At 61.4% G+C, this 25,345-nt stretch carries 15 protein-coding genes and 1 pseudogene; 14 read left to right on the top strand and 2 right to left on the bottom strand.

Annotated elements, in window-relative coordinates; genetic code table 11:
• The first annotated feature begins 41 nt into the window (after positions 1-41).
• The 10 genes and pseudogenes from DK391_RS14825 (at position 42) to DK391_RS14780 (ending at position 17,466) form a co-directional block, all read left to right on the top strand.
• Complete coding sequence (locus DK391_RS14825) at positions 42-635, top strand: isochorismatase family protein (protein ID WP_109478718.1); 594 nt, start codon at positions 42-44, stop codon at positions 633-635.
• Entirely contained in the window at positions 632-2,128 is a 1,497-nt protein-coding gene (locus tag DK391_RS14820; RefSeq protein ID WP_109478717.1) for a GMC family oxidoreductase N-terminal domain-containing protein, read from the top strand. Before DK391_RS14825 ends, DK391_RS14820 begins: the two co-directional genes overlap by 4 nt.
• 7 nt (positions 2,129-2,135) lie before the next feature.
• Positions 2,136-3,053 (top strand): alpha/beta hydrolase fold domain-containing protein, encoded by a 918-nt coding sequence (locus tag DK391_RS14815; protein ID WP_109478716.1) that lies wholly within the window; start codon positions 2,136-2,138, stop codon positions 3,051-3,053.
• Positions 3,054-3,349: 296 nt separating this feature from the next.
• A complete protein-coding gene (locus tag DK391_RS14810) occupies positions 3,350-6,493 on the top strand; it encodes a type VI secretion system Vgr family protein (RefSeq protein ID WP_109478715.1) in 3,144 nt (1,047 codons plus the stop codon).
• Positions 6,494-6,536: 43 nt separating this feature from the next.
• Positions 6,537-6,911 carry a hypothetical protein gene (locus tag DK391_RS14805; RefSeq protein WP_109478714.1) on the top strand — a complete coding sequence of 125 codons (375 nt, stop codon included), beginning with the start codon at positions 6,537-6,539 and terminating at the stop codon, positions 6,909-6,911.
• Positions 6,912-6,998: 87 nt separating this feature from the next.
• The gene (locus tag DK391_RS14800) at positions 6,999-11,702 is read left to right on the top strand and encodes an RHS repeat-associated core domain-containing protein (RefSeq protein WP_239482829.1); all 4,704 of its coding nucleotides are present in this window, start codon (positions 6,999-7,001) and stop codon (positions 11,700-11,702) included.
• Between the two features lie 39 nt (positions 11,703-11,741).
• Positions 11,742-12,026 (top strand): hypothetical protein, encoded by a 285-nt coding sequence (locus DK391_RS14795; RefSeq protein WP_109478712.1) that lies wholly within the window; start codon positions 11,742-11,744, stop codon positions 12,024-12,026.
• A gap of 541 nt (positions 12,027-12,567) precedes the next feature.
• Positions 12,568-15,246 (top strand): annotated as a pseudogene (locus DK391_RS14790) (type VI secretion system Vgr family protein).
• Positions 15,243-16,658: a hypothetical protein gene (locus tag DK391_RS14785; RefSeq protein WP_109478711.1), complete on the top strand. Its 1,416-nt coding sequence runs from the start codon at positions 15,243-15,245 to the stop codon at positions 16,656-16,658. Before DK391_RS14790 ends, DK391_RS14785 begins: the two are co-directional and overlap by 4 nt.
• A 28-nt stretch (positions 16,659-16,686) precedes the next feature.
• Positions 16,687-17,466 carry a hypothetical protein gene (locus tag DK391_RS14780; protein WP_239482828.1) on the top strand — a complete coding sequence of 260 codons (780 nt, stop codon included), beginning with the start codon at positions 16,687-16,689 and terminating at the stop codon, positions 17,464-17,466.
• A 59-nt stretch (positions 17,467-17,525) separates the two neighbouring features.
• Here DK391_RS14780 and DK391_RS14775 read toward each other — a convergent pair whose 3' ends face one another.
• Positions 17,526-18,437 carry a LysR family transcriptional regulator gene (locus tag DK391_RS14775; protein ID WP_109478710.1) on the bottom strand — a complete coding sequence of 304 codons (912 nt, stop codon included), beginning with the start codon at positions 18,435-18,437 and terminating at the stop codon, positions 17,526-17,528.
• A gap of 151 nt (positions 18,438-18,588) precedes the next feature.
• Between DK391_RS14775 and DK391_RS14770 the strand changes: the two genes are divergently transcribed.
• From DK391_RS14770 to DK391_RS14755, 4 genes are all read left to right on the top strand, one after another.
• Entirely contained in the window at positions 18,589-19,458 is an 870-nt protein-coding gene (locus DK391_RS14770) for an NAD(P)-dependent oxidoreductase (RefSeq protein WP_109478709.1), read from the top strand.
• A gap of 27 nt (positions 19,459-19,485) precedes the next feature.
• A complete protein-coding gene (locus tag DK391_RS14765; RefSeq protein ID WP_109478708.1) occupies positions 19,486-20,994 on the top strand; it encodes an aldehyde dehydrogenase family protein in 1,509 nt (502 codons plus the stop codon).
• 61 nt (positions 20,995-21,055) lie between these two features.
• Positions 21,056-22,396 carry a DUF3100 domain-containing protein gene (locus DK391_RS14760; RefSeq protein WP_109478707.1) on the top strand — a complete coding sequence of 447 codons (1,341 nt, stop codon included), beginning with the start codon at positions 21,056-21,058 and terminating at the stop codon, positions 22,394-22,396.
• A gap of 10 nt (positions 22,397-22,406) precedes the next feature.
• Positions 22,407-23,600: a M20 aminoacylase family protein gene (locus DK391_RS14755; RefSeq protein WP_109478706.1), complete on the top strand. Its 1,194-nt coding sequence runs from the start codon at positions 22,407-22,409 to the stop codon at positions 23,598-23,600.
• 54 nt (positions 23,601-23,654) lie between these two features.
• Here DK391_RS14755 and DK391_RS14750 read toward each other — a convergent pair whose 3' ends face one another.
• A complete protein-coding gene (locus tag DK391_RS14750; RefSeq protein ID WP_204117365.1) occupies positions 23,655-25,301 on the bottom strand; it encodes a long-chain-fatty-acid--CoA ligase in 1,647 nt (548 codons plus the stop codon).
• Between the last annotated feature and the right edge of the window lie 44 nt (positions 25,302-25,345).

Below are 25,345 nucleotides of genomic sequence, written 5' to 3'. Positions count from 1 at the left end.
CATCCACGGAGACGACGATGAAGCCCCAGACGAGAACCCGCATGACCCGCGACAACACCGCTGTGCTGCTGATCGATCATCAGGTCGGGTTGTTCACCGGCGTGCGCGATATCGGTGTCGGTGAACTGAAGCACAACGTGGTCGGACTGGCGAAGGCCGCGCAAGCGCTGGGTCTGCCCGTGATCGCCGTGACGACGGCGCGCGACAGCATGTGGGGTCCAACGATCCCCGAATTGCGCGCGGCGCTCGGCGATGCCGATATCCTCGACCGCTCGACGGTCAACGCGTGGGACGAGCCGCGCTTCGTCGAGAAGGTCAAGGCGGCCGGCCGCGATCATCTGATCATGGCGGGACTCAGCTTCGAAGTGTGTGCGTCCCTGCCGGCGATCTCCGCGCGCGAGGAAGGTTATCAGCCCATCGTCGCACTCGATGCATGTGGCACGTTCAGCGCGTACAAGCACGAAGCGGGACTTGCGCGGCTCACTGCGCTCGGCATTGAAGTGTCCGACTACGCGACGCTGATGGTCGAGATCATGGCCGACAACGCCGACCCGAAAGCACTCGAAGTCTATGCCGCGCTCGACATGCCGTTCGCCACGTTGATGGGCCAGGTCGCCGAGGGGTTCGCGCGATGAACAGCACTTACGACATCATCATCGTCGGTGGTGGCTCGGCGGGTGCGGTGCTCGCGAACCGACTGACCAGCGAGCCGACGCGCCGCGTGCTGTTGCTCGAAGCGGGCAATGCGTATCGGCCGAACCAGTTTCCCGCTGTGTTGTGGAATGCCGATCACGCGGCAGGCGATGCCGCACACGACTGGGGCTATCACGCCGACACGTTCGAAGGCGGCCAGACCATTCCAGCATGGCGCGCAAAAGCACTCGGCGGTTGCTCGTCGATCAATGCGGCCGTGGCCATGCGCGCGCGTCCCGCCGACTTCGCCAAATGGACTGCACGCGGCATCGAAGGCTGGACGTTCGACGACGTACTCGACTGCTTCAAGGCGATCGAGAACACGCCCGACGGCGACGATCGTTATCGCGGCCGCCACGGCCCGCTGCCTGTGCGCCAGCGGCGGCGCGACGAGTTGACGCCTGCCGTGAACGCTTTCGTTGACGGCGCGCTGGAATGCGGCTTCGCGTATGTCGAAGACTTCAACGGCGAGGAGCAGGCAGGCGTGTCGCCGTATCCGCTCAACGTGATCTCGGGTCGCCGCATCAATACAGGCATCGCGTTTCTCGACGATGGCGTGCGCGCGCGTCCCAATCTGACCATCGAAGGCGGTGTCGAGATCGACCGCGTGTTGATCGAAGGCGGTCGCGCCACGGGCGTGATCGACGTGAACGGCAAACACTATCGCGCGGAAACGGTGGTGCTTTCGGCAGGCGCGTTCGGCAGCCCCGCGATTCTGATGCGCTCGGGCATCGGGCCGGCCGCGCATCTGAATGAACTCGAGATTCCTGTGCTCGCCGATCTGCCTGTCGGCGAGCGCCTGCAGGAGCATCCGTTCTACTACAACATCTACGCGTTGAAGCCAGGCATGAACGGTATGTTTCCGGCTGCTGGCGCGATTCTCTGGGCGGCTTCGTCCGAAGCGATGCCTGGCGATCTCGATCTGCATGTGTCCGCAACGCATCTGTTCGATCCGGCGCTCTCGCCGACGGGCGGCGCGCTCGTGCTGGCCGCGTCGGTCACGCAGCCGGAATCGCTCGGTCATGTGCGTCTGACGGATCGGAACCCGCGCAGCGCGCCGCGCATCGTCTACAACTTTCTGGCGACGGAGCGTGATCGCCGCCGCATGATCGAGTGCGTGAAGATTGCACGCCGCATTGGCCGCTCGAAGGCATTCTCCGCCACAGTCGCCGAAGAAATGACGCCCGGCGCAGCGGTGTCCGACGCCGATCTCGAAGCGGCGATCCTGCGCAATCTCGACGCTTATGCACATCCGACATCGACGGTGCCGATGGGCGACGATGGCGTGGTGGATAGCAACGCGCGCGTGCATGGCGTCGCTGGCCTGATGGTGGTCGATGCGTCGATCATGCCCGGGATCCCGAGTGCGCCGACCAATCTGACCACGATGATGATTGCCGAGCACGTTGCGGTTCGCGTGTTCGCTGCGCCGTGAGGGAATCATGACGAGCCATTCGATACAGCATGAGGTGTTCGCCCTTTCCAAAGCCGATCGCGATGCCGTGCCCGCGCTGCTCGAAACGTTCCGGCGTTTCTGGTCGGGGCCGCTCGCGGCCGCGGCGCCGCGAGTCGCTTACGATGCGTTTTTTGCAGGCACGCCGCCGCTTGCCGATGTGTCGCTGCATCCGTCTACTGATCCAGCGTTGCCAGGCTGGATCTGCGTGCCCGCCAATGCCATCGACGATCAGGCACTGCTCTATCTGCACGGCGGTGCATACATGATGGGCACGGCGCCCGCGTATCGCGGCTTCGTCAGCCAGATCGCGGCGCGGGCGCGGCGCACCGCATTCATTCTCGAGTATCCGCTCGCGCCCGAAACGGCCTTGCCCGGTGCGATCGATCTCGCAGTGGGTGCGGTCGCGCGTCTGCGCGAGCAATATGCGAGAGTCGGCGTGATCGGCGATTCCGCCGGCGGCGGATTGACGCTCGCGACGCTGGCACGCACTCGCGATGCTTGCGCCGCGGTGGTGTTTTCGCCGTGGACGGATTTGACTTTGAGCGGTGCCAGCATCCATGAACGCGCTGCGTCCGAAGTACTGCTCGACGCAGGCGCGTTGCGCGAAGCCGCACGCGGCTATATCGGTGCGGCGGCGAAGGATGATCCGCGCGCGTCGCCGCTGCTCGATATTCCCAATGCGCTTCCACCGTTGCTTATTCAGGTCGGCGCCGACGAAATTCTCTACGACGATGCATTGCGCTATGCACAGCAAGCGCATGCTCGCGGCCACGACGTGGCGCTTCAGGAGTGGGCGGACATGCATCACGTGTTTCAGATGAATGTCGAGGAGCTTGAAGCCGCGCGCCATGCGCTCGATCTCGCCGCGCGTTTTCTGCATACGCATATGGGAAGCGCATCTTGACGTGATGACAACATGATTCGCCGGGCACTAGCCATTACCGCCCGGCAGCTTTAACCAGGCAATTCGCATAAATCGCATCAAAAAGTCAATTCGGTGACATTCGCGATCATTCGGAAAATGTTAAATGCCGGAAGCAATGCAATGGCGATTCTTACCGATTCTTCTTTAAATCATCTAATCAACAAGTAATAACGTCCGCCTGAAATTGCCCATTAAAAATCCGATTGCTGCAATCGTCTGAACTTCTGTATTATCGCGCGGTGGCGCGGGGCGCAATTGAGTAAAAAAGAGGCATTATGGGGGCGCAAGATACGATTGCGGCGATTACGGGCGGACTCGTACAGGATAATCGGCTGCTAAAGCTCGATACTCCAGCGGGGGCCGACGTATTTGTGCCGCAAAGGCTTATCGGGCATAGCCGCCTGGGGCGCGACTTCACATTTACCGTCGATGTCATTTCGGCTAAAGACGGCATCGAACTTAAATCGCTGATTGCGCAGCCGGTTACCCTGTGGATGCAACAGGCCGACCAGTCCTATTTGCCGCATCACGGTTATATCCATACTGCACGGCGCCTCGGGTCCGATAGCGCATTGACCAGCTATCAGATCGGCTTTACGTCGTGGATGCATTTTCTGCGCTTCCGCAAAGACGCGCGCATCTGGCAGGATAAAACCGCCGAAGACATTCTCAGCGATGTATTTAATGCGCATACTCAGGCGCAAGGCGCATTTCGCTTTGCGCTGAGTAAGCCGCTGGCTGCGCATTCATTCTGCGTTCAATACGAAGACGACTGGAATTTCTGCCAGCGGCTCATGGAACGCGAAGGCCTTTTCAGTTATTTCGAACAGGCGAGCGATGGCAAATCGCATACCCTCGTCATCACGGATGATATCGCCACGCTTCAACCGCTAGCGCCGCAGCAGATCAGTTTCTATCGCGCGGGCACGGGCAGCGAGACCAATGCGTTCGTGCAATGGAGCGGCACGCGCACGCTGCAGAGCACGTCGCTGACCACGCGCACGTTCGACTACAAGTCGCCCGGTACGGCGGCGAATCCGAAGGGCACGTCGGTGCCGACGATGGCCACGCAGGGCGATTTGCCCGTGCAGGCCGAAGTGTATGAATACACGGGCGCCTACACGTACGGCAAGCAGGATCTCGGCGACCGTCAATCGACCGTGCGCGTCGAAGAATGGGAATCGCGCGCGAAGCGTTTTCATGGCGCGGGGGCCGTGCGCGGCATCGACACGGGGCGCTGGTTCGAACTGACCGGTCATCCCGAGCACAGCGCAGGCGGCGCGCAGGAGCGCCAGTTCGCGGTCATCGCAGTGGAATGGGCGATCGAGAATAATCTGCCGGTATCGGCGGGTACGACCGATTTTCCGCACAGCCTGAACGCGACACTCGCCGCTGCACGCGCCGAACATGGCGCGAAAGCGCCCGCCGCCGTGCAATCCGGCGACGGCAGCGAGGGCTTTTTCCTCACGCGTGTCGAAGCACAACGCAAGACAGTGCAGTACCGCAGCGCGGCTGAACATCGCAAGCCGCACATGCATCTGCAGACGGCAACGGTCGTCGGCCCGGAAAACGAAGAGGTCTATACCGACGATCTGAACCGGATCAAGGTGCGCATGCACTGGGACCGGCTGAATCCCGGCGACGAAAACGCGTCGTGCTGGATGCGTGTCGCGCAATCGGATACGGGCGGCGGTTACGGTTCCGTGCATGTGCCGCGCATCGGCGAAGAAGTGATCGTGTCGTTTCTCGATGGCGACTGCGACCGGCCTATCGTTACCGGCCGCGTCTACAACGGCTCGAAGACGCCTCAATGGCACTCGAACGGCATTCTCTCGGGCTACCGCTCGAAGGAGTATCAGGGAAGCGGCTACAACCATCTCGTGATGGACGACGCGACCGGCCAGAACCGCGTCCAGCTGTACAGCACCAGCACCAACGCGCAACTGCATCTCGGCTATCTGATCGCGCAGGACGGCAACAGCCGGGGCGCGTATCTCGGCAGCGGCTTTGCGCTCAGTTCCGATGCGTATGGCGCGGTGCGCGCCGCGCAGGGCATGTACATCTCGACGCACCCGGCGACAGGCGTGTCGAGCCAGCCGCTCGCGGTCAGCGAGGCAAGCACGCAGTTGAACAACGCGCAAAGCGTGCTCGACGGCTTATCTGAAGCTGCGAGCGCGCATCAGGCAGAGAATCTGCAGGACGGCCACGATAGCCTGAAGTCGTTCACCGATGCGACACAAAACAGCGTGACGGGCGCGCAGGCGGGCGCGGGAAGCACCGCGGGCGCCAACACAGCGGGCGGCGGCACGGGCAGCGCGAATGCGTTCAAGGAGCCGATCATGTTGATGGCTTCGCCTGCGGGCATCGCGCTATCGACGCAGAACACCGCGCATCTGAGCGCCACCCAGCACATCAATCTGGTGAGCGGCGAGAGCACGCACATCGCGGCGGGCAAGTCGCTGCTCGCGAGCGTCGGCGAAAAGATCAGCCTGTTCGTGCAGAACGCCGGGATGAAACTGTTCGCCGCGAAGGGCAAGGTCGAGATCAAGGCGCAGTCCGACAACGTCGAACTCACCGCGCAAAAGACGCTGCGGCTGCTCTCGGCAACCGAAACGATCGAAGCGGCCGCCGATCAGGAAATCCTGCTGACGAGCGGTGGCGCGTATATCCGCATCAAGGGCGGCAATATCGAAATCCACGCGCCCGGCATGATCGACATCAAGGGCGCGCAGCACAGCTTCAACGGACCGGCGAGCCAGGGCTATCCGCTGCCGTCCGCGCGTCCTGATCAGCCGGGACAACTCGATCTGCTGCATCAGTATGCGAACGGCGAAGCGGTCAAGGGCGGGCAGTTCTCGGTGCTGGATGCAAACGGCGGCGTGCTGCGTCAGGGCGCACTCGACGCCAGCGGACGCACGACGGTCAGCGGTCTGCCGCCGGGCGTGGCGCAGGTGAAGTTCGGCGTCGATCCACGCGACCCGTCGCAACCGGCGAACTACTTCAAGAGCCTGAAATGGCCACCCGATGCAACGGCGGCAGGCGATGGATCGGCGGCCGCTGCGTCGCAGATGGCGTCGTTCCTGCCGGCTGCGGGCGGTGCGAGCGCTGCTGGCGGAGCGGCAAGTATGGCGAGCGCGGCAAGCAGCGGCGCCTCGCAACTGACGGGCATCGCCAGCCAGGCCGCACAACTCACGCAAGTGGCAAAAATGGCGCAAACCGCGACCCAAAGCGGCGGCCTCGCATCGATGGCGACGTCGCAGGCGTCGGGCCTCGCGCAAAGCGCGCTTGCCAAGGCGCTGCCATCGGGCGCGAGCACAGCGCTGTCGCAAGCCAGCCAGGCGGCCAGCGCGGCAAAACAGGTCAGCACAATCGCCGAAACGGCGCGCAGCGCGGCGCCTGCCCTCAAGAGCATCGTCTGATTTCGCATCGACATTTCCAATCTGCGCATCACTGACAGTGACCATGAAAAACGCTGCTGCACTGCTCGTCACAGCGGCCGTCGCCTTCGACGTCCATGCCGCGAGCGAACTCAGGATCAACGCCGCGCAATTCGCCGCGCAATTCAGCAGCGGCGCGCTGTCCACCGCGGACCTCACATCGAACTACGCGGGCCGGCGCGTCGTGCTGACGGGCACGTTGCTCGCGCTCGACGAGGGCTTCACGGGCAATACCGTCGGCAAGCTGGGCGACGATCCCGATCAGGCGGTGCGTGTCGCTTTCGCCGATGCAGCTGCCGTCGCGAAGGTACGTCAACGCGTCGGTCAGACCGTGATCCTGCATTGCGTCGGCCAGTTCTCGACCGGCTTCGCGACTGCCACTGCCTGCAAACCCGACTGATGCCATGCCCTTTGCCAGGTTGCCGCTACGACGACACTTCCGTCGTCAAATCTTGAACCGGACTGACTGCGTATGTGCGCCGCTGCTGTGACATCACAATCTGCCATTGCAACCGAAGTGGCCATCGCGCCGCTCGTCACCTTCACCAAAGAAGACGTCGGCTCCGCGCTCGAAGAATTCGACGCGTGGCTGAAGAGCGTCAGCGACGGCTACATCACGCTGGAGCGCGTCAAGGATCTGGCGAACGCCGTGCCCGTCGTGTCGAACATCCTGTCGGCGATCGACGTCGTCATGGACATCAAGCGGCTGATCGAGGCCGAAGTGCGCGATCTGTTCGACTATCTGAATCTCGGCATCGACCTGATCGGCGTCATTCCCATGCCGCCCGTGATGGGCGAATTCCGCATGGGTGCGCGTCCGCTGCTGAAGCTCGCGCGCGAAGAACTGATCCGCAGCGGCAAGGCCGTCGCCGAAGCGGGCGGCCAGATGATCGCGGATACGATCATCTCGGTGCTCGTCGCGCATATCAGCGCGAAGTTCGCGGGCGAGATCGACAGCTTCGTCAAGGAGATCAAGGCGCGCGTCGCACAACTGCTCGACGACTGCGCGAATCACGCACAGAAGCTGCTCGAAGGTCTCGCGCAGATTTTCGAGGGCGCGGCGACGGGTCGTCTGTTCGACACGTCGGGCAACTATCGTGCGGCTGACAAGCATCTGAACGAAGCCGGCGCCGCGTTCGCCGCGCACGATGCGGGCAAGATCGCCGATAGCGTGTGGTCGTATCTGAAGGACGGCACCAAAGTATTCGTCAAGGACGCCGCGAATCTCGCCACGCGCGCCGTCAATGAAATCTCGCCGTCGACCAACCAGCAGTTGATGAATCTGGCGGCGCAGGCGCGTCATGCAATTCCCATGGTCACGCAGAAGATCAAGGGGCTCAACAGTTCGGATGTGGGCGGCATGCTCTGGCTGATCGACGCGCTGCTGCAAGCCGTTGCGAAATGGCGCGAGAAGCATGGCAAGAAGGGCACGCAGACGGTCGGCATCAAGGAAGCCGGCAAGGTCGAAGCAGAGCTGAAAAAAACGGAAGGCGAACTGGAGACCATCGGCAAGCAGGCGGCAGCGAAGCATCCCGGGCCGAATTGCAAGACCTGCTCTGCAGGACGCAGCGCGGGGTCGATCGGCTATGCACTCGGCGATGAACGCTTCGAACACGAAGACTTCATGCTGCCAGGCGCGATGCCTATTATCTGGCAGCGCACGTATCGCTCGTTTCTCGATGCCTACGATCACGGCGAACTCGGCGCGCGCTGGATCACGCCGTACACGACGCGCTTCGATATTCACGCGGCCAAACTGGTGTATCACGATCCGAGTGGCCGCAGCATCGACTATCCGCTGCTGAAGGCAGGCGAGACGCACGACGATCTCGGCGAAGGCGTGACGCTCGCGCAACTCGACGAACGATGGCTGACCGTCACGCGCGGCCACGAGTTGATGGAAGCGTACGAAAGGCATGGCAACGCGTTCCGGCTTGGCTTCATCAAGGACCGCAACGGCAGTCAGATCACATTCGACTACACACACGATCATCGACTGTCGCGCCTGATCGCGGCGCAAGGCGTGATCGCGTTTTCGCACGACAGCGCGGGGCGTATCGTCGAGGCCGTGCACTACGATGCCGAAGGCGAACGCATCGGCACGCTTGCCGCCTATACCTATGATCGCGAGGGCGACCTTGTCGTCGCCGCCGATCGTTACGGCAATCGCCGCGAGTATGCGTACACGCATCATCTCGTGACACGCTACACCGACCGCACCGGACGCGGCATGAATCTCGAGTGGGACGGCAAGGGGCCGAAGGCGCGCTGCGTGCGCGAATATGCCGACGACGGCACCAATGAAACGCGTCTCGCGTGGCATCCCGAGATTCGCCTCGTCTATGTGACGGACGGTCTTGGCAGCATGACGCGCCACTACTACGACATCGACGGCTACACGTATCGGATCGTGCATCCCGACGCGCGCGAAGAATGGTTCTATCGCGATGCGAATCATCACGTCACGCAACGCATTTACGCCGATGGCACGGTCGCGCGTTTCGCGTACGACGCGCGTGGCAATCTCGTCGAACAGGTGCGTCCGGACGGCAGCGTCGTGCGCATGGAGTACGACGCGAAGGATCAGATGACGACTATCGTCGATCCGCAGGGGTTTCGCTGGGCGCGCGAATATGACGACAAGGGTAACGTCGTCAAGCAGGTCGATCCGCTTGGACGCGAAACGGAGTACACCTATAACGGCGAGGGCCTGCCGACACAGATCACCGACGCGAAAGGCGGCGCCAAGGCGCTGGCCTACAACGCGAACGGTCAGCTGACCAGCTACACCGACTGCTCGGGCAAAACCACGCAATGGACCTACGACGGACACGGCCGCCTGCTCGAAGCAACCGACGCCGCAGGAAACAGCACGCTCTACCGCTATGGCGCCAACGGCCAGTTGAGTGCCGTGGTCAAGCCGTCCGGCACCGAGATCATGGAGCACGATGCCGAAGGCCGCCTGACGGAGCACGCCGATCCATCCAGAGCGAGCACGCGTTACGGCTACGATGCAGCGGGACGTATCGCGTATCGAACGGATGCACTCGGCCAGACGCTTGCGTATCGTTACGATCGCCTTGGCCGCCTCAGCACGCTCGAAGACGCGAATCACGCGACGTACCGGCTGTTCTACGATCCCGTAAGCCGCCTCACGGCCGAGATCGGCTTCGACGGCAAGGAAACGCGCTACGAATACGACGCGGCGAGCAGCAAGCTGATTGCGATCGATGAAGCGGGCGAGGTGACGCACCTCGAATACGATCGTGCAGGGCGGCTTGCGCGACGTATGGCGGGTAGCGCCGAAGAGTTGTTCGCCTACGATGCGGGCGGCCGTCTCGCGGAAGCGCGCAACGCACACAGCCGCGTGCAGCACTTCTACGACGCTGTCGGCAACCTGATTCGCGAGCATCATGCGTATGAGCTGTTCGACGAAAAACGCAGCTACGTGTGGCGTCACGCGTACGACGAACTCGACACGCGCATCCAGACGATGCGGCCCGACGGCCATACCGTCGACTGGCTGACATACGGTGCGGGCCACGTGCACGGGATGATGCTCGATGGCCGCGAACTGGTGCAGTTCGAACGCGACGATCTGCATCGCGAAGTCCAGCGCAACTTCGCCAGCCGGCTCGAACAGCGCACGAAATACGATGCCGCAGGGCGCATCGTCGAACAGCGGCTGGCACGCGAGAGTGCGCCGGGGCATGTCGCCGAGCGTCACTACGGCTACGATCCAGCCGGGCAACTCACGCGCATCGACGATAGCCGTCAGGGACTGACGACGTATCGTTACGATCCCGTCGGCAGGCTGCTCGAAGCGCTGAGTCCGGTGGCGAAAGAACAGTTCGCCTTCGATCCCGCCAGCAACATTCGCCATCCGTCTGCGAGCACGACGACGTCGAGCACCTTGCCCACGCAAGTGCCGAAGACGCTCGGCAATCTGTTGCAGGACTACGCGGGCACGCATTTCGATTACGATGCGCGCGGCAATCTGATCGGTCGGCGTTCGCCCGGCAACGCACAGTATTATCAGTGGGATGGCTTCAACCGGCTGGTCGGTGCGCGTGTGGATGAGCCTGCCGGATCGCGCGAGGCGCGCTATTACTACGATCCGTTTGGCCGTCGCATTGCGAGGCAGGTCGATCGCGTGCAAACGATTTTCGGCTGGGACGGCGACACGCTCGCATTCGAAAGCAGTGGCACGCACAGCCTTCACTTCGTCTACGAAGCCGGTTCGTTCACGCCGCTCGCGCAGTATGCAGGGACCGCTGTCGAAGGCATCGACACGCCGCAATGGAAGCCGACCGATCGCTACGTGCCCGAAGACGATCCGTTGATGCAGCCGCCCGCGGCAAACGCGCCCGCAAGCGCGCTGTTTTACCACTGCGATCAGATCGGCACGCCGTTGATGATGACGGACGAGCGCGGCAACATCGTCTGGGAAGCGCGTTACAAGGCATGGGGCGAGACGATCGCCGTCGATGCGCGCGCATCGCATATCACGCACGTGCCCGCGCAGAATCCGATCCGCTTCCAGGGACAGCAATTCGACGACGAAACGGGCCTCGCCTACAACCGCTATCGATACTACGATCCGCGCACGGGGCGGTACATTTCACAGGAACCGATTGGCCTGCTCGGCAACACCAATCCGTATCAGTACGCGCCGAATCCGACCGACTGGATCGATCCGCGCGGATTGAAGGGCAAGAAGGCGCAGGCATCGGGACAGACGTGCTGCAGTCCGAACCCGTGTGAAGGAAAAGATCCGGCCAAGGAAGCGCGCGGCTGGCAGGGCACGGCGCCGTACAAGGGCGTGGACTCGTATCAGAACACGGTGCTCAAGCGTGGCACGGTGCTGTATTCGCTTTATCCGGGCGGCGCGCCGGGCTATGCGGTGACGGTCGGATCGCTGCGCCAGGCGGCGGGCAGTTCGGAGAAATTCCACGATCTGGTTCAGGTCACGCCGGGCGTCGATGGCGATGGCAATCCGCGCGCGCGCCGCACGCAGGTTCGCGCGTACTTCGTGACGAAGGATATTTGCGTCGCGAAGGGACGCGCGATGGCCAATCCCACCTTCGACGGCGTCAAGGACGATCACGTCTATCCGGGCGGCGGGCTGCAGTATTTCATTCCGCCATCGGAGAAGGCGCATCTGACGCCGGGTATCATCAGGAATATTTGACGCAGAGGCCGGCTGGCGCGGGCACACAGGATCGACACGATGACGAAGAAGAAGACGGTGGCCTTGTGCCCGGAACTGGCGGCGATTCTCGCGAGCGAGGTTGCACAAGGCAACCGCCTGAAAGATGGCCCTAACGAGGCCGACTGGCCGGAACCGGGGTCGGTGTTCGCGGCGCTAGAGTTCGATCTGCGCGGCGATCCGGCCGGGTTTCCGGAGTCGGTGCGACATTCGGTTTGCCGCGATCTGCATTACGGGTGGCACGACGAGTGTTTCTGCACGATTCACCGGCATTTGCTGGTGGCGGGGGAGACGCATCATTCGTGAGATCGGATGCTCGCAATAGCGACGGCGACGTTAACAAGGAAAATTGCGTCGACAGTTCAGGTTTCTATGTAGTCGTTGGTTCTTGATGTTGCATATCAGTCGATGCACATCAATTCTCGAACAGGTCGATCTTGTGGCGAGCGGAAACGCGGATTCGTCAAATTCGGCAGCCAATTCGGCGAAACGACTTGAAAATCACGGGCGTGCTCCAGCGACGAACTGCCACGCCGCGAACGACAGGCCGTACCAAACGCCATGCCCCGAAGTGAAGGTATTTTGATCTTTTCTATTGGACGGTTGCATCCATGCGTAGTAGTTAGGTGCACTCGGTCATCTGCCAGATAACGTCTTGCATGCTGCAGGAAATTGTTAAATGGACTCGATTTTATTGGCTAATTTTTCTGATATCCAATTTGCATTTTCTAGTATGGAAATTACGACCGATCACGCATCGCCTTTAAAAGGCGATTGCGATTAACGTATTAAGTTATGTATTATCGCCTGGTAGCGCGTGGGCGCAATCGGATTGACAAGAGGCGGTATGGGGGCGCAGGACATAATCGGAGCGCTGTCGGACGAAGTCATGCAGAACGACCGGCTGCTCAGGCTGGACACCCCGCTGGGTACCAATGTGTTGCTGCCGCAGCGCGCGCTCGGCCACGCAGCGCTGGGTCGCGATAGCGTCTTTACCGTCGACGTCGTCTCAACGCGCAACGGCATCGAACTTAAATCGCTTATTGCACAGCCTGTTACGCTCTGGATCCAGCAGGGCGACCGAACTTATCTTCCTCATCACGGTTATGTGCATACGGCGCGGCGCCTTGGTTCCGACAGCGCGCTGACCAGTTAGCAGCTCGGCTTCGCTACCTGGTTGCATTTTCTGCGTTTCAGAGAGGATGCACGCATCTGGCAGGATAAAACTGCTGACGCCATTCTCGCCGACGTATTCAACGCTCATCCGCAGGCGCAGGGCGCATTTCGCTTTGCGTTGACCCAGCCGCTCGCGCAGCGCTCATTTTGCGTGCAATACGAAAGCGACTGGAATTTCTGTCACCGGCTGATGGAGGCCGAAGGCCTCTTCAGCTATATCGAACAAGCCGACGACGGTAAATCGCACACACTCGTCATTACCGACGATATCGGCGCGCTGAAACCCATGACGCCGCAAACGGTGAACTTCTATCGCTCCGGTACGAACAGCGAAACCGAAGCGTTCGTGCAATGGAGCAGCACACGCACGCTTCAAAGCACGACGCTCACCACGCGCACGTTTGATTACAAGTCGCCGGCAAGCACGGCGAATCCGAAGGGCACGTCGCTGCCGACGATGACCACGCAAGGTGATCTGCCAGCTCAGGCCGAGGTCTACGAATACACGGGAGCTTACACATACGGTGCACAGGATCGCGGCGATCATCTGTCGAAAGTGCGCATGGAGGAGTGGGAATCGCGTGCGCGCCGCTTTGTTGGCGTGGGTGCTGTGCGTGGCATCGATACGGGCCGCTGGTTCGAACTGTCGAACCACCCTGAGCACAGTGCGGGCGGTGAACAGGAGCGTCAGTTCGCGGTGATCGCCGTGGAATGGGTGATTGAGAACAACCTGCCAGTCTCAGCGGGTACGACTGATTTCCCGCACAGCCTGAACAGCGTGATCGCGGCGGCGCGCGCGCAACATGGCACTAAGTCGCTGTTGGTGACGGGCACCGATGGCAGTGAAGGATTTTTCATGGCGCGCGTCGAGGCGCAACGCAAGATCATTCCGTATCGGTGCCCGTTCGTCCATTCGAGACCGGAAATTGGTGTGCAGACGGCAACCGTCGTTGGCCCGGCAAATGAAGAGGTCTATACCGATGAGCTGAACCGCATCAAGGTGCGTTTTCACTGGGATCGGTTGAACCCGGGCGACGAGAACGCATCGTGCTGGGTGCGAGTGGCGATGTCGGATACGGGCGGCGGCTATGGCAGCGTGCACGTGCCGCGCATCGGCGAGGAAGTGGTGGTCAACTGGCTTGACGGCGACTGCGACCGGCCTGTCGTGACGGGGCGTGTCTATAACGGCGCGCAAACCCCCCAGTGGCATTCGAATGGCATTCTTTCGGGTTACCGTTCGAAGGAGTACCAGGGGAGCGGCTACAACCAGTTGGTGATGGATGATGCGACAGGGCAGAACCGCTTGCAGCTTTACAGCAGCAGCGCAGATTCGTTTCTCCAATTGGGCTATCTGGTCGCACAGAACGGCAATACGCGGGGTGCGTATCTCGGCAGCGGCTTTGATCTGAAGTCTGATGCGTATGGCGCGATGCGTGCGTCACAGGGTTTGTATGTGTCGACGCATCCGTCGAGTGGCGCGGCAAGCCAGCCGCTCGACGCAAGCGCGGCGCGCTTGCAGTTGGATAGTTCGTGCGGCGTCATTGATACGATGTCGTCGGTGAGCGAGATGCATCAGGCAGAGTCGCTGAAACAAGGCAAGGATGCGCTCCAAGCATTCAGCCAAGCAACTCAGAATAGCGTTGCCGGCCCGAGCAGCAGCGGCGGCAATACAGCAGGTGGCGGCACGGGCAGCGCGAACGTGTTCAAGGAGCCGATCATGCTGTTCGCGACGCCGGCAGGGCTCGCGATGTCGACCCAGCAGTCCGCGCATTTCGCTTCAACAAAGCATACGACACTCGTCAGCGGACAGAGCACGCATATCGCCGCGGGTAAGTCGCTGATCGCGAGTGTTGGCGAAAAGATCAGCCTGTTTGTCCAGAGTGCCGGAATGAAACTGTTTGCTGCGAAGGGCAAAGTCGAGGTGCAGGCGCAGTCAGACAACGTCGAGATTACCGCGCAGAAATCGCTGAAAATCCTGTCGGCAACGGGCCAGATCGAGGCCTCTGCGAAGCAGGAACTTCTGCTGACATCGGGTGGCGCATACATCCGCATCAAGGACGGCAACATCGAAATTCACGCGCTTGGCACCATCGACATCAAGGGGGCACAGCATGCGTTCAGTGGTCCGACGAGCCTAAGCCACACTTTGAATATGGAAGGCAAAAAGGCCGACATGCGTATCCGGTATGTAGACGCGGACGGCAATGTCCCACAGGGTGAAGCGATCAAGCTGATGTCCGAGGACGGCGCGGTGCACAACCTGGTACTCGACGGCGAGGGCAAGGGTGAACTGAAAGGCATCGACTTCGGACGCTTCGTCGCCGATCAGATCAAACGCAGCGGAGTATGACGATGGGCAATCGCCCCATGATTGAACACAAGGTCTGCATCGATTTGCCGGGAGAACCCGTGGAATGCTGGGCAGAAACCGATGTCACCGTGCTATTGCGGAAGCATCGCGATGTTATCTTCGAACTGCACATCAACAAAGGCGCGGCCTACACGATTGAAGCAGCGGATGACTGGATCTACGACGTGGCGAAAAAAAAGCGCGTCCAACAGGGGCAGTTCATGGACGGACAGCGTTATCACGTCTGGATTAGCCGCGCGTTCAAGGGCGAACTGTTACTCAAGCAGAACGGGAAAGTGCTGCAACGCTATTCGATGCTTCAGTTCGGCCTGGTCGGCGATAATCCCGATCCCAAAGCAAAGCCCGAACCCATCATCATCGCCATTGGTTTAAATCCGGTACGCCAGCAGCCGATCGCAGCGGCACCGGCTACGAACCCAAGGGTGCCGTCTTTGCTTTCCTATCCACAGCTCGCGATGCCGGACTATTTGCGTGCGCCGCAACCGTTGGATCCGCAGCTTGCACAGGGGCAATGGACGTGTCCCGTGCCGGTCAAGCTCGCGGCCGGTACCGTGCAGGAGCCGACGCAGCACGCGCATGTCGCCGAAGTCGACAAGCACTCGTTTCCTCAGGAAGTGCTCGACGGTATTGCGGCGGGCGGTGGCGACGAAACGGCGCTCGACACGAACAAGATCGCCACGCGCAATTGGCTCATCGCTCAACTCTTCGGTGCGTCGGCATTTCTCAGCGACAACAAGGAATGGATCAAGGAACTATTCTTCGAACGATTCAGGTTGATGAAGATCGTGCATAAGAACGCGGGTGAACGCTGGTATGTCGTGTTCACTGGCAATCCGCGCTTGCGCAAACTCGTGACGGCCGCGCGTTATGGCGTGAAACACGAGAAGGTGTTGACCATTGCAGGTGGCGCGGGCACGGTCGAGTCCGGGGCTGCTGCTGCATGGGAAAGTTCGAAGGGCGCATTCAAGAAAGCCGGACTGATCGCGCTGATTTTCACGGTAACACTGGATGTCGCCGAATGGTTGCACGATTACGAACAGATCGGGCCGGACGGCAAGCGCAAGAAGGACTTTGCCGATCTGCTCGGAAAGATCGGCATGGACCTCGCTAAGGCAGGCCTGAGCGCTGCGATAGCCTCGGTGGCGGTTGGCCTGGTAGTGGGATTGGCGGCAGGCGTCGCGCTGCCCGTGGGGCTTATCGTGATTGGTACGATCGCGGTAGCCGTCGGTGTGGGCTATGGTCTTGACTTGATCGACAAGCGGGTCCATGCGACCGAACATGTCACCTCATGGTTTCGATCCATCGGAGAATCAGTCAAACACGCTGCGGAGTATCTGGCAAAGTCGATGCCCAAAGACTACGATTCGTATCCGCTGATGTATATGCCTTGACGGCCCATGATCTTCTGACCTGAATTCAATGCCGCGCACGCAATCGATCAAGCATCTCAACCACGCCGAACCTGATCAGGTTTGGGACGCGGCGAAAAGAACAGCACGTCTCGCACCGGGCATAACGTTGTTGGCGACGGGCCTCGCATGGGCAATCTATTCGGGCGACCCGCCAATTTCAAACTGGCCCTGGATCATCAGCGTGCTGACCGCTGTGCTATGTTGCGGCGGACCGCTTCTCGTCGCTTTCGCTACTCGCGGCACGAACTCGCTGAGAGCATTCGGCCTCGTAACGTCCTTTGGATTCTTCGTCATTTACTATTTTTTTGGCGTCTTCGGCTACTTCATCTATTTCGTGTTCTCGCCGATGCCCGCTTTCATACGATGGCCTGGCTTGCTGGGCGGGATCGCGCTGACGGCATACTGGGTTGTGATGGCACGTGTGAGTGTGCGGCACACGATCGAGAAGACACCGTTCGTCGCGAAGACGTTTGTCGATGAGGGTGAGCGGTACACCTACAGCATTGCTCAGGCGATGAAGTTGTATGAGCGCTTCAACAGTGAACGCTCGCCGTTCCCCAAGATCCTGATGTATGTCGTGATGGGAATTGCGCCGTTCTATCTGATCCTGAGCCGGCTCTTGTCCGAGACATTCGGCGCAAACGGTGTGCTGCTTTTCATGGCTATCCTTGGCATGCCCGTATCCTTGTGGTTCACGGGTGTACTTGTGCGTACGTATTTGATCATGATCGATTTGCCGGGGAGATTAAAAAGGCAAAGTGGCAAACCGGTCATCGTGGTTGAATAGTCGAGTGCCGGGAGGGTTGGAAGTCTTGAGCCTCCTCGCAGTCTTACTGCGCCTGACACCTATCGAAACGCACGCATCTGCGAATGCATCAACTGAAGCAACCTGTTCGATGCAATCGACAGCTTCCGGCCAACGCGCGTCACGAGATGCGCCTCCGCGTTCTTGAGCAACGGATGATCGATTGGAACCGCGAAGAGTTCGCCCGCGTCCATCTCCGTGGTGACGGAAAACGCCGGCAAACAGGCAATGCCCAGCCCCGATTTGACGAACTGCTTGAGGATGGCGATCGAGTTGGTCGTGACGATGGGGTTCAGACGTATCTTTTCGGCAAACTCGACGGCTTCGAGCATCTGTGTGATGCCGAACGACGGATGGGCGGTCGCCAGCGGAAAGGACGCCAGTTCTCGCACCGTCATTGTTTTTTCGCGCTGCGCGCGCGGAAAGCCCGGTCCGACGATGGCCATCAACGGCTGCATGCGCGACGCGCGTGACACGATCTTGGGTTCTGGCGGCGGGTTATAGACCAGCCCGATATCGCCTTCGTCCTCGGTAATCTTGCGCATCACCTCGTTCGTGCCGGCGAGGTCGAGATTGACCTTGATGCCCGGATACTGTTTGCAAAACAGGTGCATCGGGCCGCCCAGCATGTCGGACACGAACCCCTCGCCGAGCACGACGTTGACGTTCCCCGTGCGCAGGCCGCGCAGTTCCTGCAGGCGGCTGAGGAGATCGTCCTTGTGCGCCATCTGCTCGCGGTAATACTCGATCACGTACTGACCCGCCTCCGTCGGCTTCACGCCGCGCGCATGCCGCTCGACCAGCGCGGCATCGAGTTCGCGCTCCAGCAAGCCGATCTGCCGGCTCACGGCCGAAGGCGCGACGTTCAGCCAGTCTGCCGCCGCGCGAATGCTGCCGAAGCGCACGGCTTCGTAGAAATAGACAATCCTGCTCTCCGTCAGACTTTCTGCCATGACATCTCACTGTTCTAAATTTTAGAACGCTCCGCAAATTGGCGTTTATTGATTATAGGTTTTCGAAAGTCCAGTATGGAAGCCAGCCAGTCGAAACCGTGGCACCAGCCACGCTGCGAACTGAGACTTCAAGAGACACGGAGCTAGATACATGAAGACGGTGGGTGTAATCGGTCTGGGCAATATGGGGCGCGGAATGGCGCTCTCGCTCAAGCGCGGCGGTTTCAATGTGCTCGGCTTCGACGCCGCGCCCGGCGTGGCAGACAAGCTGCAGGAAGAAGGCGTGCAGGCACGCGTTTCTATCGCGGACATCACGCGCGATGCCGACGTGCTGATTCTCTCGCTGCCGACTTCCGATATCGTCGAGCAGGTCGTGCTCGGCGAGGGCGGCGTCGCCGCCAGTGCGAAGCCGGGCCTGATCGTCGTGGATACGACGACGGCCGAGCCGGCCAGCACGCGTAAGGTCGCAGCCGCACTCGCGGCGCGCGAGGTGGGTTTCGTCGATGGTCCCGTCAGCGGCGGCCCCAAGGGCGCGGCGACTGCGACGATGACGATGGTGCTGGGCGGCTCGGACGCAGACGTTGCAGCCGTCGAGCCGATCCTCGCCGTGATGAGCGCGAAACGCGTGCACGTCGGCCCCGTCGGCGCGGGTCACGTGACCAAGATCATCAACAACATGCTGACGGGCGTTCACCTGCTGGCCGCGAGCGAAGCCGTGCGCGCCGCCGAAGCGAACGGCGTCGATCCGCACAAGCTGGTCGAGGCACTCAACGGCGGCTCGGGCAAGAACAGCGCCACGCTGACGAACTATCCGACGTGGATCTTCAACGGCAAGTTCGACTCGGGATTCACGATGAAGCTGATGCGAAAGGACGTGCGCCTTGCAATGGCGCTGCTCGAGAGCGCGAAGGCGACGGCACCGATCGCGAAGGAAGCAGGCCGCTTGTGGGCCGCAAGTACGGACTCCATCGGCGATGCAGAAGACTTCAACCGCATCGTCCAGTTCATCGACAAACAGTAATCGCCAGCTATCCGGAGTCCATTTCAGATGAGCAAGAACGCAGAAGCCCTTCTCGCAGCGTTTCAGCATTTCTTCCCGCATGCAAAGACCATTGGTTCGTATGTCGGTGGTGAACTGATTGAAGGCGCAGGTGAAACGATTCAACTCTTCGATGCCGCGACGGGCGAAGAAAGCCTCGCGTATCGGGACGGCGGCGCTGCCGTCGTCGAACAGGCTGCCTCTGCTGCCGTGCGTGCGCAGAAACAATGGTGGGCGCTCACGCATGCAGCACGCGGCCGAGTGATGTTCGAGATCGCCCGCCAGGTGCGCGCGGAAGCGGAAGCCCTCGCGCGGCTGGAATCGCTCGGTTCGGGCAAGCCGATCCGCGATTGCCGCGGTGAAGTCGCCAAGGTCGCCGAGATGTTCGAGTACTACGGCGGCTGGGCCGACAAGTTTTATGGCGAAGTGATTCCCGTGCCGACCTCGCATCTGAACTACACGCGTCGCGAGCCGGCAGGCACCGTGCTGCAGATCACGCCGTGGAACGCGCCCGTGTTCACGTGCGGCTGGCAGGTTGCGCCCGCGATTTCGATGGGTAATGCCGTGCTGCTGAAGCCGTCCGAACTGACGCCGACCAGCTCGATCGTCATCGGTCTGCTGTGCGAGCGCGCGGGTGCGCCAAAGGGCCTCGTGAACGTGCTGGCGGGTCTGGGACAGACTGTCGCGCAGTCGGCCATCGCGCACAAGGCCATCAAGAAAGTGGTGTTCGTCGGCTCGCCGGCGACGGGCGCGCGGATCGCCGAAGCGGCTGCAAAGCGTGTGCTGCCTTGTGTGCTCGAACTGGGCGGCAAGTCGGCCAACATCATCTTCGGCGATGCTGATCTGAAGCGCGCGGCGCTCACCGCGCAGGCTGCCATCTTCGCCGGTGCGGGTCAAAGCTGCGTGGCGGGTTCGCGCCTGCTCGTGCAGCGCAGCGTCTACGACGAATTCGTCGCGATGGTTGCCACGGGTGCCAGGAAAATCAAGGTTGGCCAGCCGCTCGACGACAGCACGGAAGTCGGCCCGATCAACAATCGCAGGCAGTACGAGCACGTGATGTCGATGATCGACAAGGGCGTGGCGGCGGGCGCCACGCTTGCATCGGGTTCGCAGGAACGCTCGAACGCCGGCTACTTCGTTGCGCCGACGGTGCTGTCGAACGTCACCAACGAGATGGCCGTGGCGCGCGAAGAAATCTTCGGGCCGGTGGTGGCAGCGATTCCGTTCGATACGGAAGAGGAAGCCATTGCGATTGCCAACGATACCGAGTTCGGCCTCGCCGGCGCCGTGTGGACCACCGATGTGGCGCGCTCGCATCGCGTGGCAGCGCAGGTCGATGCAGGCACGTTCTGGGTGAACGGCTATAAGACCATCAACGTGGCGTCGCCGTTCGGTGGCTTCGGGTTGAGCGGTTACGGACGTTCGAGCGGCGTCGAAGCGCTCTACGAATACACGCAGACCAAGAGCGTGTGGGTCGAAACCGCGAAGGAACCGCCCACGGCCTTCGGCTACCTTTAAACCGGCAGGGTATCCTCCCCGCTCTGCTGGGGAGGTTCGTCAATCAGGGGAGACCTGACCCATGAACAGCATAACAATGCAATCATCCGGCGGCCAGGGCGTGCGCACGGCCAAGCTGCTTGTCTTCGCCGCAGGCGTCATTCTGCTTGCCGAACTGATCGGATCTTTCACGTTCAAGATCGGTCCGGGCAAGGTGGTCCTGTTGCCGATGATCTGGGCGTTGCTGCTAGGTGCCGCAATCGGCGTGGCCAGTTCGCGCTCGAACAGCGCCGCGCGCCTCGACGTGAAAACGCAGTTCTACGCAGCCGCTATTCTGCAGCCCGCGTTGCTGCTCTTCATTGCAAAGCTCGGGTTGATGATCGGCAGTGCGTTGCCCAAGCTTGCGTCCGCAGGCTGGGCGCTCGCCTTCCAGGAACTGGGACATTTTGTCGGCACGATCCTGCTGGGCTTGCCGCTCGCGCTGCTGCTCGGTATCAAGCGCGAAGCGATTGGCGCCACGTTTTCGGTTGGGCGTGAACCGAGCCTCGCCATCATCGGCGAGAAGTATGGGATGGACTCGGCCGAAGGGCGTGGCGTGCTGGCGGAATACCTCACGGGGACGATCTTCGGCGCGGTCTTTATCGCCATCTTCGCGGGCTTTGTCGCGAGTCTGAATATCTTCGATCCGCTTGCGCTGGCGATGGGTTCGGGCGTGGGGTCGGGCAGCATGATGGCCGCGGCCTCGGGTGCGATCGCGGCGCAGCAGACGCCTGAGATGGCGAAGTCGGTGCTGACGTTTGCGGCCGCGAGCAATCTGATCACGACGACTGTAGGGACCTACTTCACGCTGTTCATCTCGTTGCCGATGGCATTGTTCGGGTATCGCATTCTCGAGCCGCTGATCGGCCGCACGACGAGTGCATCGAACGCGTCCGAAGCAGCAGAAGCCAGCCGGCCCAAACTCGGCGACGTGCAGACGGAAGCGCCGCATCTCAGCTATGGCGGCAAGGTGCTGGCATGGGTCGTCACTGCCGTCTTCGCGCTGGTATGCGACTGGATGGCGCACGGAACGACGCCGCTGGCGGGACTGCCGGGCATGTTGATCATGCTGCTGGCCGTCGTCGTCGGCGACGCGCTTTCCACGCTGACAGGCCGCAAGATTCCGGCGGTGTGCTGGGTCTCGTTTGCTGCAATGTACGCGACGTCGCCGGGGTGTCCCTGGGGCGCACAACTGGCCGATCTGAGCGCGCGCAACGACTTTCTTGGCGTGACCACGCCGATGCTGGCCTTTGCCGGTCTGTCGATTGCGAAAGACCTGCCCGCGTTCCGCCGGCTGGGATGGCGCATCGTGCTCGTTTCGTTCGTTGCCAACGCAGGCACGTTCCTCGGCGCGACCGTCGTCGCGCAGCTTTTCCACATCTGATCAGACAAGCATGAACGCAATTGCCGAAATTCAGGCATTCTCGGAGGAGATGACTGCAGTCCGTCGTGACATCCACGCGCACCCGGAACTGGGATACAACGTCAGCAGGACGGCAGATCTCGTCGCCAGCAAGCTCGAAGCGTGGGGCTTGCCCGTGGTTCGCGGAGTCGGCAAGACGGGGCTCGTCGCGACCCTGAAGCGTGGCAACAGCACACGCGCAATCGGTCTTCGCGCGGACATGGACGCATTGCCGATGCAGGAAGCGAACACGTTCGCGCATCGCTCCACCGTGCCGGGCGCCATGCACGCATGCGGGCACGACGGGCACACGGCCATGCTGCTGGGCGCAGCTCGCTATCTCGCGAAGTCAGGCGAATTCGACGGCAGCGTCCATTTCATTTTTCAGCCAGCCGAAGAAGAAGGTGCCGGCGCGCAGGTGATGATCGACGACGGGCTGTTCGAGCGCTTTCCTGTCGATGCCGTCTTCGGCGTACACAACTGGCCGGGCATTCCCGAGGGACATTTCGGCGTGCGGCCGGGCCCGATCATGGCATCGACGAGTCTCTTCAGGATCACGGTGACAGGCGCGGGATGCCATGGCGCGATGCCGCATCTTGGCGAAGACCCGGTGTTCGCAGTGGCGCAGATTGTCAGCGCATTGCAGAGCATCCTGACGCGCAACAAGAATCCACTTGATGCAGCTGCGCTGTCGGTCACACAGATTCACGCGGGCGAAGCGCAGAACGTCGTGCCGACGGATGCGTGGCTGGGCGGCACGGTGCGCACGTTTTCGAATGAGACGCTCGATCTCATCGAAAGCCGCATGCGGGTCATCGTATCGGCGATTGCGACGGGCCTTGGCTGTCGCAGTGAGATCGAGTTCAGCCGGAACTATCCGCCGACTGTCAACGATCCGGAACAGACGGCCTTCGCGGTGGAAGTGATGCGCGAAGTGGTCGGTGATCAAGCCGTCGATGCCGCAATTCAACCTACGATGGCCGCCGAAGATTTCTCGTTCATGCTGCGTGCAAAGCCGGGTTGTTATGCGTTCATCGGTAACGGCAGCGGTGATCATCGCGTTGTGGGACACGGAGCAGGGCCGTGTCTGTTGCACAACGCGAGTTATGACTTTAACGACCGCCTGCTTCCCGTGGGATCGACGTACTTCGTGCGGCTCGTGGAGCGGTTTTTGAAGTGCGGGTGAATCGGCACAAGTTACAGCACGTTCGGCGTCGCATTCAGAAACATGATGCCGTGATCAGCTGCGAGCTACCGCGTGAGCGGCATCCGCGTCGGTTTCGCCTGTCGCGTGAGCCCGTTGACGCAAGATCTGTTTCTGCACCTTCCCCGTCGCGCCGAGCGGCAACTCGTCGACGAATTCGATGCCTTCCGGTACCCACCATTTAGCGATCCGTGTGGTCAGAAAAGCGCTGAGTGTGGTGGCATCGAGGCTTGATCCGGGCCGCCGCAACACATACAGATAGGGACGTTCCGCCCATTTCGGATGCGGCACGCCGATTGCCGCGGCCAGCGCGACTTCCGGATGTGCCATTGCCGCGCTTTCGAGGTCGATCGAACTGATCCATTCGCCGCCCGACTTGATAACGTCCTTGATGCGATCCGTGATGCGCATGTTGCCGCTGGCATCGATGGTGGCGACGTCGCCCGTTGCGAACCAGCCGTCGATCAATGGCTTCGCTTCGTGATTGAGATAACCCGACGCGATCCACGGGCCGCGTATCAGCAGTTCGCCCTGCGATTGTCCGTCGTGAGGCAGGCGTTTGCCGTCCGGACCGGCAATGGCGAGTTCGACGCCGAACACGGCGTGCCCTTGCGATGTCGCCACGTGAGCATTCGATTCCACGCATGCATTTGCGTCGTGTGCCGGCCGCGCCATGATCGTGCCGAGTGGACTGGTTTCAGTCATGCCCCATGCCTGGCGCACCTCGACATCGAATGCTTCAGCGAAGGTGCGGATCATCGTTTCTGGAACGGCAGAGCCGCCCAGCACGGTGCGTCGCATGGTAGTCGGCGAAACACCGTGCTTTTCCATATGCTGCGCAAGCGAGAGCCATACGGTCGGCACGCCTGCAGAGAACGTCACCTTTTCGCTTTCGATCAGGTCGAACAGGCTGGCGCCGTCGAGCCGCGCACCCGGCAACACGAGGCGACAGCCATTGAGCGGCGCCGCATAGGGCAAACCCCATGCGTTGACGTGAAACATCGGTACGACGGGCAGCACCGTATCCGCACTGCTCAAACCCAGTGCCTGCGCGTTGCTCAACACGAGCGAATGCAGAACAGCCGACCGGTGCGAATACAGCACGCCCTTGGGATTGCCCGTCGTGCCCGATGTGTAGCACAGACCACTTGCCTGCCGCTCATCGAATTCGGGCCACGCGAACGTTTCGTTATATTCACCGATCCACTGTTCATAGCTCAGCAGGTTCGCGAGCGTCGTTCGTTCGGGCAGAGCCGTATCCAGCACGACGTATTTCCGCAGATGCGGACAGTGAGGCGCAATCGCTTCGACTAGCGGCAAGAACGCGGGATCGAACAGCAGAACGCTGTCCTCTGCGTCGTTGAGCATCCAGGCAAGCTGCGCCGGATGCAAACGCGGATTGCAGGTGTGCAGCACAGCGCCGATACCGGGCACAGCATAGTACGCTTCAAGATGTCGATAGTCGTTCCATGCAAGCGTTGCAACGCGCGTGCCGGCACTCACGCCTGCATCGCGCAGCGCGTTGGCCAACCGGTTCACACGGCGCGCCATCGCGCCATAGGTGTAGCGAAACAGCGGACGGTCCCCGTCCCGCGATACCACCTCGACCTCACCATAGGACCGGACCGCATGCTGCAAAATGGCCGAAATCAGCAACGGCCGGTCCATCATCATTCCCTGCATCCTCTGCTCTCCTCCAGGCGTCCCGGTGACGCGCTTGCATTGAT

Source organism: Paraburkholderia sp. C35, assembly GCF_003121405.1.
GTDB lineage: Bacteria > Pseudomonadota > Gammaproteobacteria > Burkholderiales > Burkholderiaceae > Paraburkholderia.
The sequence above is the reverse complement of the archived record's forward strand: the minus strand, read 5'-3'. Positions and strand labels throughout refer to the sequence as shown.

Bases quoted from the DNA above. Each gene is read 5' to 3' on its own strand.
- DK391_RS14825 (WP_109478718.1), top strand. From the start codon at position 42: ATGACCCGCGACAACACCGCTGTGCTGCTGATCGATCATCAGGTCGGG.
- DK391_RS14820 (WP_109478717.1), top strand. From the start codon at position 632: ATGAACAGCACTTACGACATCATCATCGTCGGTGGTGGCTCGGCGGGT.
- DK391_RS14815 (WP_109478716.1), top strand. From the start codon at position 2,136: ATGACGAGCCATTCGATACAGCATGAGGTGTTCGCCCTTTCCAAAGCC.
- DK391_RS14810 (WP_109478715.1), top strand. From the start codon at position 3,350: ATGGGGGCGCAAGATACGATTGCGGCGATTACGGGCGGACTCGTACAG.
- DK391_RS14805 (WP_109478714.1), top strand. From the start codon at position 6,537: ATGAAAAACGCTGCTGCACTGCTCGTCACAGCGGCCGTCGCCTTCGAC.
- DK391_RS14795 (WP_109478712.1), top strand. From the start codon at position 11,742: ATGACGAAGAAGAAGACGGTGGCCTTGTGCCCGGAACTGGCGGCGATT.
- DK391_RS14785 (WP_109478711.1), top strand. From the start codon at position 15,243: ATGACGATGGGCAATCGCCCCATGATTGAACACAAGGTCTGCATCGAT.
- DK391_RS14780 (WP_239482828.1), top strand. From the start codon at position 16,687: ATGCCGCGCACGCAATCGATCAAGCATCTCAACCACGCCGAACCTGAT.
- DK391_RS14775 (WP_109478710.1), bottom strand. From the start codon at position 18,437: ATGGCAGAAAGTCTGACGGAGAGCAGGATTGTCTATTTCTACGAAGCC.
- DK391_RS14770 (WP_109478709.1), top strand. From the start codon at position 18,589: ATGAAGACGGTGGGTGTAATCGGTCTGGGCAATATGGGGCGCGGAATG.
- DK391_RS14765 (WP_109478708.1), top strand. From the start codon at position 19,486: ATGAGCAAGAACGCAGAAGCCCTTCTCGCAGCGTTTCAGCATTTCTTC.
- DK391_RS14760 (WP_109478707.1), top strand. From the start codon at position 21,056: ATGAACAGCATAACAATGCAATCATCCGGCGGCCAGGGCGTGCGCACG.
- DK391_RS14755 (WP_109478706.1), top strand. From the start codon at position 22,407: ATGAACGCAATTGCCGAAATTCAGGCATTCTCGGAGGAGATGACTGCA.
- DK391_RS14750 (WP_204117365.1), bottom strand. From the start codon at position 25,301: ATGCAGGGAATGATGATGGACCGGCCGTTGCTGATTTCGGCCATTTTG.